14 protein-coding genes are annotated in these 15,145 nt (G+C 73.2%); 8 read left to right on the plus strand and 6 right to left on the minus strand.

Going from position 1 to position 15,145, the window contains the following annotated elements:
* Window positions 1-79: 79 nt before the first annotated feature.
* On the plus strand, window positions 80-343 hold the full coding sequence (locus CP967_RS06945) for a hypothetical protein (RefSeq protein WP_150487107.1): 264 nt from the start codon (window positions 80-82) through the stop codon (window positions 341-343).
* A complete protein-coding gene (locus CP967_RS06950; protein ID WP_150487108.1) occupies window positions 340-621 on the plus strand; it encodes a hypothetical protein in 282 nt (93 codons plus the stop codon). The genes CP967_RS06945 and CP967_RS06950 overlap by 4 nt, the downstream gene beginning before the upstream one ends.
* Window positions 622-706: 85 nt before the next feature.
* Here the strand turns inward: CP967_RS06950 and CP967_RS06955 are convergent, their stop codons facing one another.
* The 4 genes from CP967_RS06955 to CP967_RS06975 form a co-directional block, all read right to left on the minus strand.
* Complete coding sequence (locus CP967_RS06955; protein WP_150487109.1) at window positions 707-1,033, minus strand: DUF1048 domain-containing protein; 327 nt, start codon at window positions 1,031-1,033, stop codon at window positions 707-709.
* Window position 1,034: 1 nt separating this feature from the next.
* Window positions 1,035-1,391, minus strand: coding sequence for a DUF1048 domain-containing protein (locus CP967_RS06960; RefSeq protein WP_150487110.1), 357 nt, complete (start codon window positions 1,389-1,391; stop codon window positions 1,035-1,037).
* Entirely contained in the window at window positions 1,388-1,714 is a 327-nt protein-coding gene (locus CP967_RS06965) for a PadR family transcriptional regulator (protein WP_150487111.1), read from the minus strand. Before CP967_RS06965 ends, CP967_RS06960 begins: the two co-directional genes overlap by 4 nt.
* A 690-nt stretch (window positions 1,715-2,404) precedes the next feature.
* Window positions 2,405-3,178 carry a glycosyltransferase family 2 protein gene (locus CP967_RS06975; RefSeq protein WP_150487113.1) on the minus strand — a complete coding sequence of 258 codons (774 nt, stop codon included), beginning with the start codon at window positions 3,176-3,178 and terminating at the stop codon, window positions 2,405-2,407.
* Between the two features lie 287 nt (window positions 3,179-3,465).
* Between CP967_RS06975 and CP967_RS06980 the strand changes: the two genes are divergently transcribed.
* The gene (locus tag CP967_RS06980) at window positions 3,466-3,963 is read left to right on the plus strand and encodes a DinB family protein (protein ID WP_150487114.1); all 498 of its coding nucleotides are present in this window, start codon (window positions 3,466-3,468) and stop codon (window positions 3,961-3,963) included.
* 189 nt (window positions 3,964-4,152) lie between these two features.
* Here the strand turns inward: CP967_RS06980 and CP967_RS06985 are convergent, their stop codons facing one another.
* On the minus strand, window positions 4,153-5,958 hold the full coding sequence (locus tag CP967_RS06985) for a flavin-containing monooxygenase (protein ID WP_150487115.1): 1,806 nt from the start codon (window positions 5,956-5,958) through the stop codon (window positions 4,153-4,155).
* Between the two features lie 133 nt (window positions 5,959-6,091).
* Here CP967_RS06985 and CP967_RS06990 point away from each other — a divergent pair, with 133 nt between their 5' ends.
* The gene (locus CP967_RS06990) at window positions 6,092-7,114 is read left to right on the plus strand and encodes an SMP-30/gluconolactonase/LRE family protein (protein WP_150487116.1); all 1,023 of its coding nucleotides are present in this window, start codon (window positions 6,092-6,094) and stop codon (window positions 7,112-7,114) included.
* A gap of 61 nt (window positions 7,115-7,175) precedes the next feature.
* On the opposite strand, the gene CP967_RS06995 is transcribed toward CP967_RS06990, so the two are convergent.
* Entirely contained in the window at window positions 7,176-7,766 is a 591-nt protein-coding gene (locus CP967_RS06995; RefSeq protein WP_150487117.1) for a TetR/AcrR family transcriptional regulator, read from the minus strand.
* Between the two features lie 571 nt (window positions 7,767-8,337).
* Between CP967_RS06995 and CP967_RS07000 the strand changes: the two genes are divergently transcribed.
* The 4 genes from CP967_RS07000 to CP967_RS07015 all read left to right on the plus strand — a co-directional run bounded on the left by CP967_RS07000 (window position 8,338) and on the right by CP967_RS07015 (window position 15,103).
* Complete coding sequence (locus tag CP967_RS07000; protein ID WP_167535340.1) at window positions 8,338-8,874, plus strand: RICIN domain-containing protein; 537 nt, start codon at window positions 8,338-8,340, stop codon at window positions 8,872-8,874.
* Between the two features lie 160 nt (window positions 8,875-9,034).
* Complete coding sequence (locus CP967_RS07005) at window positions 9,035-10,606, plus strand: AbfB domain-containing protein (RefSeq protein ID WP_150487119.1); 1,572 nt, start codon at window positions 9,035-9,037, stop codon at window positions 10,604-10,606.
* A gap of 252 nt (window positions 10,607-10,858) precedes the next feature.
* Window positions 10,859-14,773, plus strand: a complete 3,915-nt coding sequence (locus CP967_RS07010; protein WP_229888347.1) for a hypothetical protein — start codon at window positions 10,859-10,861, stop codon at window positions 14,771-14,773.
* 39 nt (window positions 14,774-14,812) lie between these two features.
* The gene (locus CP967_RS07015; protein ID WP_150487120.1) at window positions 14,813-15,103 is read left to right on the plus strand and encodes a hypothetical protein; all 291 of its coding nucleotides are present in this window, start codon (window positions 14,813-14,815) and stop codon (window positions 15,101-15,103) included.
* The last annotated feature ends 42 nt before the right edge of the window (window positions 15,104-15,145 follow it).

Genomic DNA, 15,145 nt, shown 5'->3' on the forward strand with positions numbered 1-15,145 from the left:
TGAGCCCCTCACGCACCGTAGTCCGGCGTGTGAGGCCGGGCAGAGGATTCCGCGAAAGAACAGCCGAAGGGAAACACCCATGACTCCGCCGTCGCAGAAGCCGGCCCTCCCCCGCAGGACGGCCAAGATCCAGGAGGCATTCGATGCGCGCGACGACCTCGCCGCCGCCCTGACCGCCGCCGGCATCCAGCTGCCCGCGATGGATGTGCGTACCCCGTGGCCGGACACGGAGGGCGACGGCGGCGCGCGGCCGGCCCGTTACGCCCTCGTCCACCTCGGCGTCTGTTCCGCTCCCGTCGCGCATGCCCTCGCCTCGGCGATCAGGAACGGGACAGCCGGGTGACCGATGACGGCGTCCCCCGGATCGGGACAGCCGTGCACGACGGTGGCAGCGGCCGGGTGGGCCTGGTGGCGGGCTACGAGGGCCCTCGCCTCCGGCTCCGCCCGCTCGGCGGTGGCCGCGCGTGGGACGCGGACCCGGCCCGCCTCCGGCCGCTCGGCCCGGCCGAGCTGCTGAGCGCTCGCGTCGCCGAGGCGAACGCCCGCAGCCGTACCGGTCTCGGTCTCGGTGAGATACGCGGCTCCCCGCCTCCCGGCCCGGCGGAGGACGGCGTCCGGTGACGGCGCGGCACGCGCCTGTCCGCGCCGGGCCGAGGCGAACGAACCGTACGTGCGGGCCGTACCCACTCGTACGAGAGGACGGGGGCTACCTCCCGGCCGTACCGGGTTCCCCGCCGAGGGACTCCTGATAGATGTCCGCGTAGGTGCGTGAGTCCTTGACGAGGTCGTCGCAGAACGCGGCGACGTCCGGGCCGATGAGTTCCAGAACGCCCTTGCCCCCAGCGGCGCCTTCCTCGAAGAAGTCGACGATCCCCGGGAGCAGGGGCCCGTCGGACAGGTCGACCGGTCCGACCTTGAACAGGTACTTCTGCATCTCCTTGTAGACGATCCGGTAGTCCGGCGGCAGCGCCTTGACCCGGGCCACGTGCGCGCGCCACTGCTTCTTGCCCTCGATGATGTCCTGGATACTCACGTCAGCCTCCCAGCCGGCTCAGTTTCCGTGCGACATTCCTGTTCAGCTGCTCGCGCCACCGGTCGCGGTAGGTCCGCGCCCCTTCCCCGCCGGCCAATGCCGTGCAGAAGCCCGGGATGTCGTCGCCGAGCACCTCATGGACGCCCTGCCCCTCCGCCGCCGTCTCTTCGAGCAGCCCCAGGACCGAGTCCAGGATCGGCGTCAGGTTGCGGCCGGTGAAGTCGCCCTGGGGAAGGAGGTGGATCTTGATCTGCTCCCACGCCGGCCGGTAGTCCTCCGGAAGCGCCGCGGCCCTGGCTTCGAACGCCTTCCAGTCCCTGGTGAGATCGCTGCCCGTGACTTTCTCCCAGAAGTTCATCCCCGGCCCTCCTTGAGCGTGTCGATACGCGATGAGACGTACTGCCATTTCGCCCAGAACTTCGCGAGCTCCTCGCGTCCGGCGTCGTTGAGGGCGTAGAACTTGCGGGGCGGCCCGACCCCGGACGGCCGCTTCTCCACCTGGACGAGCTTGTTCCGCTCCAGCCGCAGCAGGATGGTGTACACCGTCCCCTCGACGACGTCGGCGAAGCCGAGTTCGTTCAACTGCCGGGTGATGGCGTAACCGTAGGTTTCCTCCCGGCCGATGATTTCGAGCACGCACCCTTCGAGGGTGCCCTTCAGCATCTCCGTCAGGTCGTCCATGGCCAGTCCTCCTCGGCCTCGCGGTACTCCGTAGTACCGAGTACCACTACACGGTACCACCGAGTAGTGGGGGTGTCACCGGGACGTCCCGCTTTCCGTGGGCCCGAAAGCCGTCCTCTGCCGTGACAGGTGGAACCCGGCGGAGAAGAAGCCGGCGTACAGGAGTGCCCGCCGGGACCGGGTCCGCCGGACGAGCGGCTCCACCCTGCCTACGCCGGCCTGCCGGCCGCTGGTGAAGCCGCTGACCGGCCGAGTTCGCCGGCGTTCGGGAGAGGGCGGTCCTCAGCGGCACCCGGGGCAGACGGAATCCGCGCGGCCGAGGCGGGTCATGGCGCGGTCGAGTGCGGCCGGGGCGGGCGCTCCGGGGAGCGGGGCCGGGGCGTCGGGGACGGCGCTGATCAACCGGCCGGGATCAGTGAAGCGGCGGGAGAGAGTGGCCTGGCCCACGCCCGCCCGGCGGGCGATGGCGGCCGTGGAGGCGCCGGGTCCTTCGCGGGCAGCGGGCATGGAGGCGGCAGGCGGCGGGCGGCGGGCGGCGGGCGGCGGCGAGGACGCGTTCACGGTCGCGTCCGGCGTCCGGTGTCCGCCCGCGATCCCGTTCCGCCTGGGGTCCCGGCATCGGCGCTGCCTTGATCTCCCGCACCGGGGAGAGAAGCAGGGGACGCCGGCCGGTGGGTTTTGGAACGCCCCTCAGATACGCGAGTTGCGCAGCGACTGCCACGCGGCGCCGGCCAGGGCCCGCGTCGCCCGCGGGACCGACAGGTGCTCGTGCTCGCGGTACAGGGACCAGTTGTACTTGACCAGGGACATCTTGTTGGAGGACAGCGACCCCGCCTGACCGGACCGGTACACCGCGAGCGGCTCGGCCAGGCCGCGGGCGTCGGCGCCGTCCCGCATGATCGACAGCCACAGCGCGTAGTCCTGGCGCTTGCGCATCTCCGGCATCAGCCGGGTGCCCAGGGCGTTGCGGTCGTACATGGCGGTGAGGGCGCCGATGTAGTCCCGGCGCAGCATCGCGCGGTAGTCCACGTGCGCTCGCGCGGCGATCACCCGCCCGTTGGGCACCCAGTCGGTGCTCTCGCCGTCGTGGTCGGCGTCCATCTTGAAGTACGAGGTGAACGTCAGCGGCGCGTCGCCCTCGGCGGCGAAGGCGAGCTGCTTCTCGGTCTTCTCCGGCAGCCACATGTCGTCGGAGTCGAGGAACGCCACGTAGTCCCCGCGGGCGCGCTCGATGGCCAGGTTGCGAGCCCGGCCCGCGCCGCCCCGCTCGGGCGCCGACCGCGGCAGCACACGCTCGTCCTGGGCGGCGAACTCGCGCAGCAGATCCATCGAGCTGTCGGAGGACTGGTCATCGGTGACCAGCAGCTCCACATCACTGTGCGTCTGCGTGAGCACCGATCGGACGGCCGCGCCGAGGGTGGCCGCCGAGTTGTAGACGGGCATCACGACAGACACCAGGGGCACAGCACATCTCCTTGCCGGATCAGGAATGACGGTCCATTCAAGCACCGCGGCCGGGCAGGAGCTGACATGCGGGTCGTCGTCGCTGGTCAGAGCCGTGCAGGACGTCCGCGACCCGGCCGGTTCCGGGTCCGGGCGCAGCGCTCCGGAAAACAGCCGCCGCCCGGCCGGGCCGTGCCGCCGCGCCGCCAGCTCACCCGGCGTGACCGAGTGGTTCCACCGGGGTGCCCCCGGACCTCGGTCCCGGTGTCCCGGGCCGGGTGTCAGTGGGGCCGGGTACGTTCCGTCCCATGACCGACACCGAACTGACCGCGCTGCTCGGCGTCCTGGACGGCAAGCGCACACATGTCCTGGACATCCTGGAGGGCCTGGACGAGGAGGCGCTCCGGCGCCCGGTGCTGCCGTCCGGCTGGACGTGCCTCGGGCTGGTGCACCATCTCGCCCTGGACGACGAGAAGTTCTGGTTCCGCGCGGTCGCGGCGGGGGAGGAATCGGCGATCGAGGAGATCCTCGGGGCCGGGGAGAACGCGTGGCAGCCCGACCCGGGGAAGACCGCCGAGGAGATCTTCGCCCTCTACCGCCGGGAAGGGGAGCTCGCGGACGCCTTCCTGTCCGGCGCCGACCTGGACGCGGCCCCGGCCTGGTGGCCGGACTTCTTCGGTGACTGGCGGTACGGAACCCTGCGCGAGGTCGTCCTGCACGTGATCACCGAGACCGCCACCCACGCGGGCCATCTGGACGCGGTGCGCGAACTCATCGACGGCAGGCAGCGGCTGGTCATCACCTGACGGGCGAGCCGGGGCGCTCCGCCGGCCGGGCCCGCCGGGCGCGGGGTCCGGAGCCCGGAGCCGCGGCGGTCCGGCGATCCCGCGCCCTGGCCGGCGGCCCGGAGCCGGGTGCGGCCGTCACCGCGTGCGCGGTGACCGGCGGCACCCGGCCCGGAGCGCCGGTTCACCGGCGGGCGGTCGCGGCTCCGGTCAGGCGGAGCCGGTCCTGGCCCGCAGGACCTCGCCGATTGACGTCTCACGCCACCGCTCCAGCAGGGCGTGGAAGGCGACGGCGCCGTGCGGGTAGGCGCTCGCGCCGTTCGGCCGGCCGAGGCCCTCGCGGTTGTAGTAGCCGGGGGTGCACTCGGCGTGGAACCACTCGTGGTCGGGGGCGCCCTCGGTCATGGTGGCGATCCAGGCGTCCTCGGCCTCGGTGGACGGTTCGATGAGCGCGCCCTTCGCCTCGGCGGCGGCGACGAGGGCGGCCGCGTGGACGGCCTGCTCGTCCAGGATGTGCGTGAAGTTGACGCTGCTGGCGTTCTGCAGGGATCCCAGGTGGATCAGGTTCGGGAAGCCGTTGCTGGTGAAGCCGTGCAGTGTACGGGGGCCCGTCCGGGCCCAGGTGTGCAGCAGCTGGGCGCCGCCCCGGCCGTGGACGGGCAGCCTGCCGGAGGAGATGCCGGAGACCCCGACGGAGAAGCCCGTGGCGAAGATCAGGCAGTCGAGTTCGTAGGCGGCGGTGCCGACGACGACGCCGTGTTCGGTGACGCGCTCGATCCCGTGGGTGTCCGCGGTGTCCACGAGGGTGACGTTGTCGCGGTTGAACGCCGGGTAGTACAGGTCGGAGAAGGTGGGGCGCTTGCAGGCGTACCGGTACCAGGGCTGGAGTCTGCCCGCGGTGTCCGGGTCCGTCACGGTCTCCTGGACACGGGCGCGGAGTTCGTTCATCTTCGCGGCGTCGGCCGCCTCGTAGGCGGCCTCGAAGTCCGGCCCGCGCTCCGGGCGGCTGAAGCTCGGCAGGAGCTTCTCCAGCAGAGCGGCCGACGCGGTCCAGCCGTCCGCCACGAGGTCCTGGTCCGCGCCCTCGCCGGAGACGATGCGGAGGAAGTTCTCGCGGCGTGCCCGCGCCCACCCGTCGCCGCCGGCGCCGACGTCCTCGGCGGTGGTACGGCGGTTGGCGCGCACGTCCACGCTGGAGGGGGTGCGCTGGAAGACGTAGACGTGTCCGGCGTCCTCGGCGAGTGCCGGGATGACCTGGACCCCGGTGGCACCGGTTCCGACGATGCCCACGCGCTTCCCGGCGAGGCCGGTCAGCCCGCCGTCCGGGGTGCCGCCGGTGTAGGCGTAGTCCCAGCGCGAGGTGTGGAAGGTGTGGCCCCGGAAGGTCTCGATCCCGGGGAGGCCGGGCAGCTTCGGTTCGGAGAGGGTCCCGGTGGCGGTGACGACGTAGGTGGCGTGGAAGGTGTCGCCGCGGTCGGTGGCCACGATCCACGTCCCGGTCGCGTCGTCCCAGGTGAGCGAAGTGACGGCGGTGGAGAAGAGCGCGTCCGGGTAGAGGTCGAACTTCCTTGCCACGCGGACCGCGTGGCGGCGGATCTCGTCGCCGGGGGCGTACTTCCACTCCGGCACGTACCCGGTCTCGTCGAGCATCGGCAGATAGACGTGCGACTCGATGTCGCAGTGGACACCCGGGTAGCGGTTCCAGTACCAGGTGCCGCCGAAGTCGCCGCCCTTCTCGACGATCCGGACGCGTTCCACGCCCTGCTGCCGCATACGCGCCCCGGCGAGGATGCCACCGAACCCGCCGCCGATCACGGCGACGTCGACGGTGTCGCGCACCGGCGCGCGTGCGCCCGTCTCCGGTGTGTACGGGTCTGCGGCGTAGTAGCCGAACCCGGCTTCCGTACCGAGGTACTGGCGTGCCCCGTCGGGCCGTACGCGTCGCTCGCGTTCGTGGCGGTAGCGCTCCCTCAGCGCGGCGATCTCGTCGGGAAGCGGTTCTTGACTGGCCGTCATGTGGGGGGTCTCGCTCCTGCCTTGTCGATCGGCGGCCACCCCGGAACGGGCGGCCGTCCACTACCGTAACAACTACCGGACAGCGCTGTCCGGTTAACTCCGTGGACGAGCAGACAGGAAGAGTGAGACCCCCATGCGACGACTTCCGATCCGGCCCCTTGCCACGCTCACCGCCCTCGGCGCCCTGGCCCTCACCGGATGCGGTACGCAGACGGCCGGCCCCGCAGGCGACCGGAGCACCGCCTCCGGCGCGGACCGGACCATCCGCGCCCACGAACTGATGCAGGTGACGAAGGTGCACGAGGAGACCGGGATGACCCTGCTGGAGGGCCCGGTGTTCGACGAGGACGGCAGGCTGCTCCTGGTGGACGTCACCGCGCCCGCGGGCAAGCCGAAGGTGATGCGCGTCGACGTGGCGAGGAAGACGGCACGCGCGGTCCACACGGACGGGCGGGGCGCCTACACCTCGGCGCAGTTCAGCCCGTACGACGGACGGCTCTACCTGACCGACTACGCCCACGGCGAGATCGTGAGCCTGGCACCGGACGGCGGCGATCCGCGGGTCTTCTTCTCCGGCGAGGTCGACGGGGCGCAGATGAACCCGGACGACCTCGCCTTCGACGGGGAGGGGAACCTGTACGTCAGCGATTCGCGCGGCCTGTCCGAAGGGAAGGCGCGGGGCCGCGTGGTGCGCGTCGGGCGTGACGGCGAGGAGGCCACGGTGCTGGCCGACGATCTGGCCGCGACCAACGGCATCTCCTTCGACGCGGACTACCGGGGGCTGTGGTTCAGCGAACTCACCGAGAACCGGATCTCCTACCTGGGCCTCGACGCGGAGGGCCGGGTGACGTCCCGGCACACCGCGATCCGGGTCGACGGCGGGATCGCCCAGACCGACTCGATCGCCGTGGACGCGGACGGCAACCTCTACCAGGGGCTCCACGGCCGGCCCGCGATGGCCGTGTACAGCCCGCACGGTGAGCGCCTGGCGACCGTCGAGATCCCCGGCCGCGCCGAGGGGCTCGAATCGGCGACGAACATCGCGATCACCCCCGGCGGCACCAAGGCGTACATGACCGTCAGCGGACCCGCGGGCGGCTACCTGTACACCTTCGAGGCACTGGCACAGGGCATCCGGCAGTCCAACGGAGGCTGAGCCCGGCCCGCCTCATCCGGCAGTCCGACGGAGGGCTGAGCCCGGCCCCGCCTCCCCGCACTCATCCGCCGAAGGGCCGTACCGGTCCCACCTCGACACCGAGCAGCCGCCAGGCATCCAGCGCCCGGCGCTCCCGGTCCTCGCGGGTGGGGCCGGCGACGGCACCGGAGACCATGGCGACGGCGAGCATGAGGTCGTTCCCCGCGCCCAGCCGATGCCCCTTCGGGAGGAGGTCCCGCAGGGCACGCTCGACCCGCTCCGACAGGCCCAGGGCGTACACGAGCGCCTCGGAGCGGCCGACGGCCCCGCCCGCGTGCAGCAGACCCAGGAAGGCCGCCGACTCCGTCACGTGCCAGGTCAGCACGCCGAGGACGTCCGTGAAGAGCGCGTCCCGGGCCGCGGCCGCCTGTTCGATCTGCCGGACGTTCTCGTCCAGCACCGCGCCCGCCAGGGCCGCCCGGTCGGGGAAGTGCCGGTACAGCACCCCCTGCCCGACCCCGGCCCGGCGCGCGATCGCGGAGAGCGGGGCGTCCAGCCCGTACGCCGCGTAGATCTCCCGTGCGGCGGCGATCAGAGCTGTCCGGTTACGGGCGGCTGCTTTCGGCCCGCCGTTCGCGGGCCGCCGCTCATCGGGCACAAGGGGCTGAGTCATCCCGAAAGGGTACGTGCCGGTCCGGGGAGGGCCGGCGGGCGTCCGCTCGCGGGCCGGGCCCCTCAGCCCACGCGACCGGCTCACGCATGGCTCGAACCCATGTGCCGGGTGGCTGACTTCCGCCTATGCCACAGGCTCTTCACATGATCGACTTGATCTGTCGGTGCCGTGGAGGGGGCGGACGGGGCGAGACAGCTCCGACGGTCCACGCAGACCACGAGACCTTATCTGTACTACATGTACGACATGGGGGAAATCGTGGTTCGCCACTTCGGATGTACGGCCTTCGCGTCGGTCCCGGCCGCCGCCGGGCCGGCCGCACGCCCGCCGAAGGACGCTCCGGTCCCCCCGGACACGGCCGTCGCCTGAGACCGCCGTACGGACGGCGGCGCACCCGCCTCACCCGGCCGCACGGCCGCCGTGCCCGGCCGCCCGGTCCAGCGGTTTCCCGGACACGTCTTCCCCGCGTCCGGCCGACACCTCCGCGCGCCCGCTCCGGGGACGGTGGCCCTCACCGTCCCGCTGCCGGCCCGCTCCCTTCCCCGTTCCACGAGACGACCTGGAGTTCATGATGTCCGGCACCCTCAGAGCCGCCCTCGCCACAGGCGTCGGCCTCGCCGCGCTCATCGGCGGCGCGGCCCCCGTCCACGCCGATCAGCACGCGTCGTCCGAGATCCTCATGACGGTCCAGTTGCAGGTCAAGTACAAGAGCAAGTGCCTCTCGGTCGCGAACGGAAGCCTGGCCAACGGGGCGCACGTGGTCGAGGCGGACTGCGACAGCAGCGCGGAGAACCAGATCTTCGGCCTGCGGGACGCCGCCTCCGGCTGGGAGATCGTGGCGAAGCACAGCGGCCGCTGCGTCACCTACTCCCCCACCGGCACCGCCGGCGTGGTGCAGCGCTGGTGCAACGGTTCCTCGGACCAGCAGTGGTCGATGTCGTTCATCGAGGACGAGGCCGAGCCGAACCGGCTGACGCTGCGTCCGGACGACGCACCCGACGAGTGCCTGTCCATGGGCGGGACCCCCGCGGGGGAGGAGCCGGTCGCCTACGTCATGGACTGCTTCGACGACCTGCCCAGCCAGGAGTGGAAGCTGCTCTTCATCTGAGCCGCGCCGCCGGGCCGCCGCCCGCACGGTGCACGCGTTCCGGCCCGCACGCATGTCCCGGGCACCGGTGCGCCCCCATGGCGCCACCGCCCGCGCGCCGCCCCGCCGCCATCCCGTCGAACCCGCCCCCCGGCGGGGACAGAGGAGTTACCGAACCATCATGAACACCAGTCACATCGCCCCTCGGCGTACACGGATGAGACTCACCCGTGGCATCGTCACCGTCACCGCGCTGGCGACCGTCGCCGGCACGGTCGGACTGAGCACCGCCTCGGCCCAGCCCGCCGGCACGGTGGTCCAGGCGGCCGGCATCGGCACGACCGACCTCCAGAGGGTCGACGCCGCGGCGGTCGTCCGCCTCGACCCGACCGCGGACGTACTCCTGCTCAGCGACTACGACTTCATCCACGCGCTGTGGCAGAAGGCCAGGGACGGGGGCGAACTCTTCGACTCGGTGCGCACGGCCGCCGAGGAGGCGCTGAGCAGCACCGCCGCCGCCGACCACGTGCGGTACATCGTCACCGGCATCCACGAGGCGTACCGGCTCGACCAGCAGCGGGAGCGGGACAAGGCCGAGGCCGAACGGGCGGCCAGGCTGGCCAAGTCCCAGGCACTGCTGGCGATCGGCATCCCCAGCACCCCGGAACTGCTGGCGCTCACCGACGACAACTTCATCCGCGCGGTCGCCAAGCACTCCGCCTCCGGACCCGAGGTGCGGTCGGCGGCTCTCCAGGCACTGCTCGGCGAGCCCGCCGACTGGCAGGAGTTCATCATCAACGGCGCGCGCGAGGCCCACAAGCGCGACGTGCTCCGGGAACTGGAGGAACTCGCCGAGCAGGACCGCCTGGAGGCCGAGCGGCGCAGGGAACTCGCCGCCCGTACGAACGCCGCCGCGCTGTTCCGTCTCGCCCCGTCCGAGGCCATGCTCGCCCTCGGTGACGACAACTTCATCCGGGAGCTGCTCCGGCTCGCCCCCGCGGACCTGGCCGGCAGCGAGCTCTACGCCGAGGGGCAGCGCGCGGTCCTCAGCTCCGACCCGGCGGTGTGGAAGGCGTACATCCACACCGGTGCCGAGGAGGCGTACAAGCGTGACGACGAGGCCCGCCGCCAGAAGATAGCCGAGGCCAACCGCAAGCTGGCCCTCCAGATCCAGGCCGCCGCCGAGAACGGCGGGGTGAACCCCAACCTGGTGGCGGCCGCGAGGAAGGCGCTGGCGGGCACCGACGAGGCCGTCGCCGAGTTCCTCAAGGAGGACAACCTGTACCGGGCGCGGCGCCAGTCCATCCAGATGAACGACGCCGCGCTGTCGGGCTGGTACGCGCGCCAGTCCGGCGTGGACGGCGGCCTGGGCTTCATCGGCCCGGTGAGCGCCTCCTCCAAGCCGGCCGACCGCGAGGACGCCACCTGGGTCGTCGTTCCCGCGCTCGCCAGCAAGCCCGGCTGCTACTCCTTCGAGTCGGCCCGCAAGCCGGGTTACTACCTGAAGGGCGACGACCCCGGCCTCCGGGTGCGCATGGCGCCCGACGACCGGAGCGCGGCGTTCAAGCAGAACGCCACCTGGTGCGCCGTCAAGGGGCAGTCCGGTTCGGGCACGTCCTTCGTCTGGGGCACGGGCACGGTGCAGCGCTCGCTGCGCCACATCGACGGAGACCTCTACGCGGCCCAGAACTACGGGACCGCGGAGGGCAACCTGGCCGCCACCTGGAAGATCTCCCCTCCGCTCGCCCCCTGAGCGGACCTCGCGGAAACACCGCCCCGCCCCGCACAGGGGCGGGGCGCGTGGCATCCGGCGCCAGGGGCCGCGCGGGCGGCACAGCCGGGTGCGCCCACCGTCCGACCGCCCCTGTCCCCGGCCGGAGGCAGGGGCGTCACTCTTCCACGAACGAGAGGATTCCCCATGCTGGGCCGAACAGGGCGAGCGGACACGGCGAGAGGCAGACCCGGAGCCCTGCCGGGCAGAGCCCGGCGGATGGTGTCCGTGGCGATGGCCGTGGTGCTGCTGGGGGGTATGGCCGGGCAGGCCGCGGCGGAGCCGCCGTCGCCGCGGGCCGCCACCGTGGCCGATGTGCTGTCCGCACTGCGTTCCTCCTCCCCCGCGGCCCCGCCGCCTCCCGGGACCGAACTGTCCGTGCTCAGCTCGGACATGGACCGGCGGCTGGTGGAGGACTTCGCGGAGTTCGACGAGGAGGAAGAGGTCCGCGAGGCGGCCAGAGCGGCGCTGGAGAGCACGGACCCGAACGCGATCCGGGACTTCCTGGAACACGGCGAGGCCGAGGCCCGGCAGCGCGCGCAGGACAAGCGGGACGCCGCGGACGCCGCCAACCGCCAGGAGATCGAGGCGTTGCGGGGCACGGGAGGCCCGTACTTCAACGCCGAGGTCGAGCGGGTCCTCCAGGGCACGGCCCGGGACCGGGCCGACTTCCTGGCGTTCGGCGCCGACCTCGCCCGCCAGCGGGACGAGGCGGCCGAGCAGAACGAGCGTGAGCGGGCGGCGGAGAACCGCCGGCGGGTCGAGATGCTCGTCACGGTGGGCGGGCCCGAGGTGCGCAGAGCCGCGCAGGCGGCGCTGGACACGGACGACGACAAGGTGATCGCCGAGTTCCTGAACAAGGGCTACCTGATCGCCGCCCAGAAGGACGCCGAGGACCAGGCCGCGCACGAGGCGGCCCAGCAGGAAGCGCTGGAGGCGGCGGAGCGGCTGCGGGAACTGGCCGGGAAGACGGCTCGCGCCGCCGAGGCGCGTACCAAGCTGATCGCCGCGCACGGGGACGCCGCGAAGGCGCTGAAGAACGCCTCCAACGCGATGAACGCCGCGGCGGCGGCGGCGCGTGAGGCCGACCGGATGCTCGCCGCGGACCGGGCCGGGAAGCGGGCCTCCGACTACACCGCCGTCAAGGCCGAGGTCGCGCGGCAGGTCGCGAACGCGCGGTCGGCCGCCGACCAGGCCGATGTGGCCGCGAGGCAGGCGAAGGCCCAGGCCGACGTGCTGGTGGAGACCGGGCTCCTCCACGGCGTCCAGTGGGCGCAGGTCGCGGCGGGTGGCGCGGCGGCCGTGGAGGCCGCGGCCGGGGCCGCGCGGACGGCGCAGCACGCGGTGGACGCGAGCGCCGCCGCAGCCGCCGGCCTCGATGCCCAGAACCAGGCCGAGCTGCACGAACAGCAGGCGGTCGCGTGGAGGGCGAACGCGGAGGCGCACGCCGAAGCGGCCGCACTGCTCGCCGGTGCCGCCGCGAAGCAGGCCGCGGTGGCCGCGGACGCCGCCTCGAAGGGCCGGCAGGCGCGGATCGAGACGGAGCAGGCCGAGAAGGAGGCCTGGGAGCACGCGCTGAAGACCAGGAACGCCCGGCTGGAGGCCCAGCACCAGGCGAAGGTCGCCGCGGAGCAGCGGGTGGTCGCCGAACAGGAACGCGATCTGGCCGAGGCCGCGAGCCTGCGTGCCGAGCAGGAACGGGACGTGGCGACGCAGGCCCGTGCGCGTGCGGACGCCGAAGCGCTCGTGGCCGCGCAGAAGCGTGCCGAGGCCGACGCGGCGGCGGCCGTCACGGCCGAGCTGCGCGGTGTGGCCGCGACCCAGGAGGGGCTCGCCGCCGCGGCGGACGACCGGGCGCGGGGTGAGGAGAGGACGGCCTCCGAGGCGCGGAGGAAGGCGGAGGAGGCGGAACGCCTGCACCAGTCGGAGGAGGCCCGGGCCCAGGCGACGGCAGCGCTGGCCGCCTCGGTCCGGGGCACCACGGAAGCGGCTGCCGCGCAGGCCGCCGCGGACGAGGCGCGCGCGGCGGCCGACGCGGCCGGGAGGGCCGCCGCCACGGCCCGCGCCGCCGCCGACGCGGCCGGTGAGGCGGCCACCCGTTCGCGGGCCGCGGCCATCGAGGCGGCCGGGGCCGCCGCCCGGGCCCGTGCGGCCGCGGCCGAGGCAACGGCGCACGCCTTGCAGGCCGACGCCGCCGCGTCCAAGGCCGAAGCCGCCGCGTTCGCCGCGGACGCCGCCGCGGGCAGGGCCGAGGCCGAGGCGGCCGCCACCCGTGCCGCCGCCCAGCGGGCGAACGCCAAGGCGCAGGAGGCCACCGCGCAGGAGGCCCGGGCCGGTATCGCCGCCCACGAGGCGGCCCGGCTGGCGGGGCTCGCGGCGCTGCACGCCAACCAGTCGCTGCAGGCCGCCCACCGCACCCGGTCGGAGGCCGACGGCGCCGTCAGTGAGGCCGCGACGGCCCGGGTCCAGTCCGCCATCGCGTTGCGGGCCGCCGCGTCCGCGCGTACGGCGGCGGCGGGGATCGCCGCTCCGGCCGACACCGCGATCGTGCTCACCGCTCCCTTCACCGGGGAGGACGTGACCGCCGACTTCGCCGCGGCGGTGGCTCGGGCCGCCCTGGAGACGGGCGCGGAGCAGGTGGCCTCCGCGGAGGCCAAGGCGGCCGAGGCGGTGGCGGCGGCCGAGGCCGCCGAGGCCGCGGCCGAGCGGGCGAACGCCCAGGTCGCTCCCGCGTACCGGGCCGCCGCAGCCGCCGCCCGCTCCTCGGCGGACGCGGCGCGTTCGACGGCGGAGGCCATGAAGTCGGCGGCGCAGGCCGCGGAGGACGGCGCGCTGGCGCGGGCCTCCGCCGCCCGGGCCGACGAGGCCGACGCGCAGGCGCAGGCCGACGCGAAGCTGGCCCGCGAGGCCGCGACGGCCGCGGCCGCCGACGCGGTGGCCGCGCGTACGGCGGCCACGGAGGCCGAGGCCGCGGCGGAACGCGCCCGGGGCGCGGCCACCGAGGCGGACAACCAGGCGGCGGCGGCAGGCAGCGCCGCCACCTGGGCGGAGAACGAGGCCGCGGCGGCCAGTGGCGCGGCGACGCGGGCGGAGAAGGACGCGGCCGGAGCCGCCGAACTCGCCGCTTCGGCCGAGGCACACGCCAAGTCCGCGGAGACCGCGGCCGCGAACGCGGCGGAACACGCCCGTGCGGCCGACGAGGCGGCGAAGAGGGCCGAGGAGTACCAGCGGCAGTTCGAGCGTGAGGCCCGTGAGGAGGCCGCCAGGGAGAAGACCGACAGCCCGTCGCCCCCCACCCTGGAGGACGCTCAGCGGGAGGCCCTCGAAGCGGCCGGCATCACACCCGAGGAGTACGAGGCGGCCCGTGCGCTCATGGCGAAGGACCTCCTCGACTACCTGATGGAGAACGGCGCCGAGATCCTCGTCGAGATCCTGGCCGAGGACATCATGGCCTGCATCGACGATCCGGACATCGCGACCTGTCTGTGGGCCCTCATCCAGAACCTCGGCCCGGTCAAGGCGCTCAAGATCGCCAGCAAGCTGCCGAGGATCGCGAAGGCCATCGCCGGCATCAACAGCTTCCTCGACAAGTCGGCCGCCGCGAAGAATCTGGTCAAGAAGGCCGAGAAGATCATCGACCGGGTGCAGGCCGTCTTCTGTGACGCCCCGGCCGGGAAGACGTCCGCTCCGCGGGCACTGTTCTCGTCCGCGTCCGTGTCCTCGTCGGGAGGCGGCTTCGACGGATGGAGCGGATGGGACGGATGGGACGACTGCGAGTTCATCCCCACCGGCCAGAACCTCCCCGAGCACGGCATCGACGTCGCCCTGGACACGCTGGCGCTGAGGAACCTGCGGGATCACCACTTCGAGGGCGGCGCGTTCTTCGGCGACAGCAAGGGGATGTTCAACTCGGACCTCACCCTGGCGGACATGAAGGACATCTTCTACCGGGCGATGGTGGACCAGGGGGGCTGGAAGCAGGCGAACGGCGGTGCCTCCTACCGTGAGAAGGACGTCTGCCTGGATCCCAAGAAGAAGTTCGGCACGTCTTCCCGGAACTCCGGGGAGAGGGAGACCCACTGCCTCACCATCGTGGTGAGCGTGCACGGGGACCTGGTGACGATGTTCCCGATCGTTCCGGTCGTCTGACGTGGGCGACATGGGATCCGACAGGAGAGGAGAGCCCGGATGGGGCTGGGAATCCGCAGGCTGAACCGTGGCCGGGACGTCGTGGAGCAGTTCGACGACGACGCGGACGACTGGTTCCGCGGGCTGTGCGCGCGGGCGCCGGAGGACAGTCTCCGGCGCGGCGTCTCGCCGTACGACCTGACGATGTTCAACACCCCCCAGCTGGAACGGTTCGTCGCCGAACTCGAAGCGCTGCCGGAGGAGGAGCGAAGGCCCGTGGTGCGGCGCGTCATCGAGGAGGCGCACCACGCGATCCGCCGGTCGGGCTACCTGCTCTTCATCGGGGACTGAAGGGGTCCCGGCGCGGTGGCCGGGACCCCTCCCGAGGGGCCC

Source organism: Streptomyces nitrosporeus, assembly GCF_008704555.1.
Taxonomy (GTDB): domain Bacteria; phylum Actinomycetota; class Actinomycetes; order Streptomycetales; family Streptomycetaceae; genus Streptomyces; species Streptomyces nitrosporeus.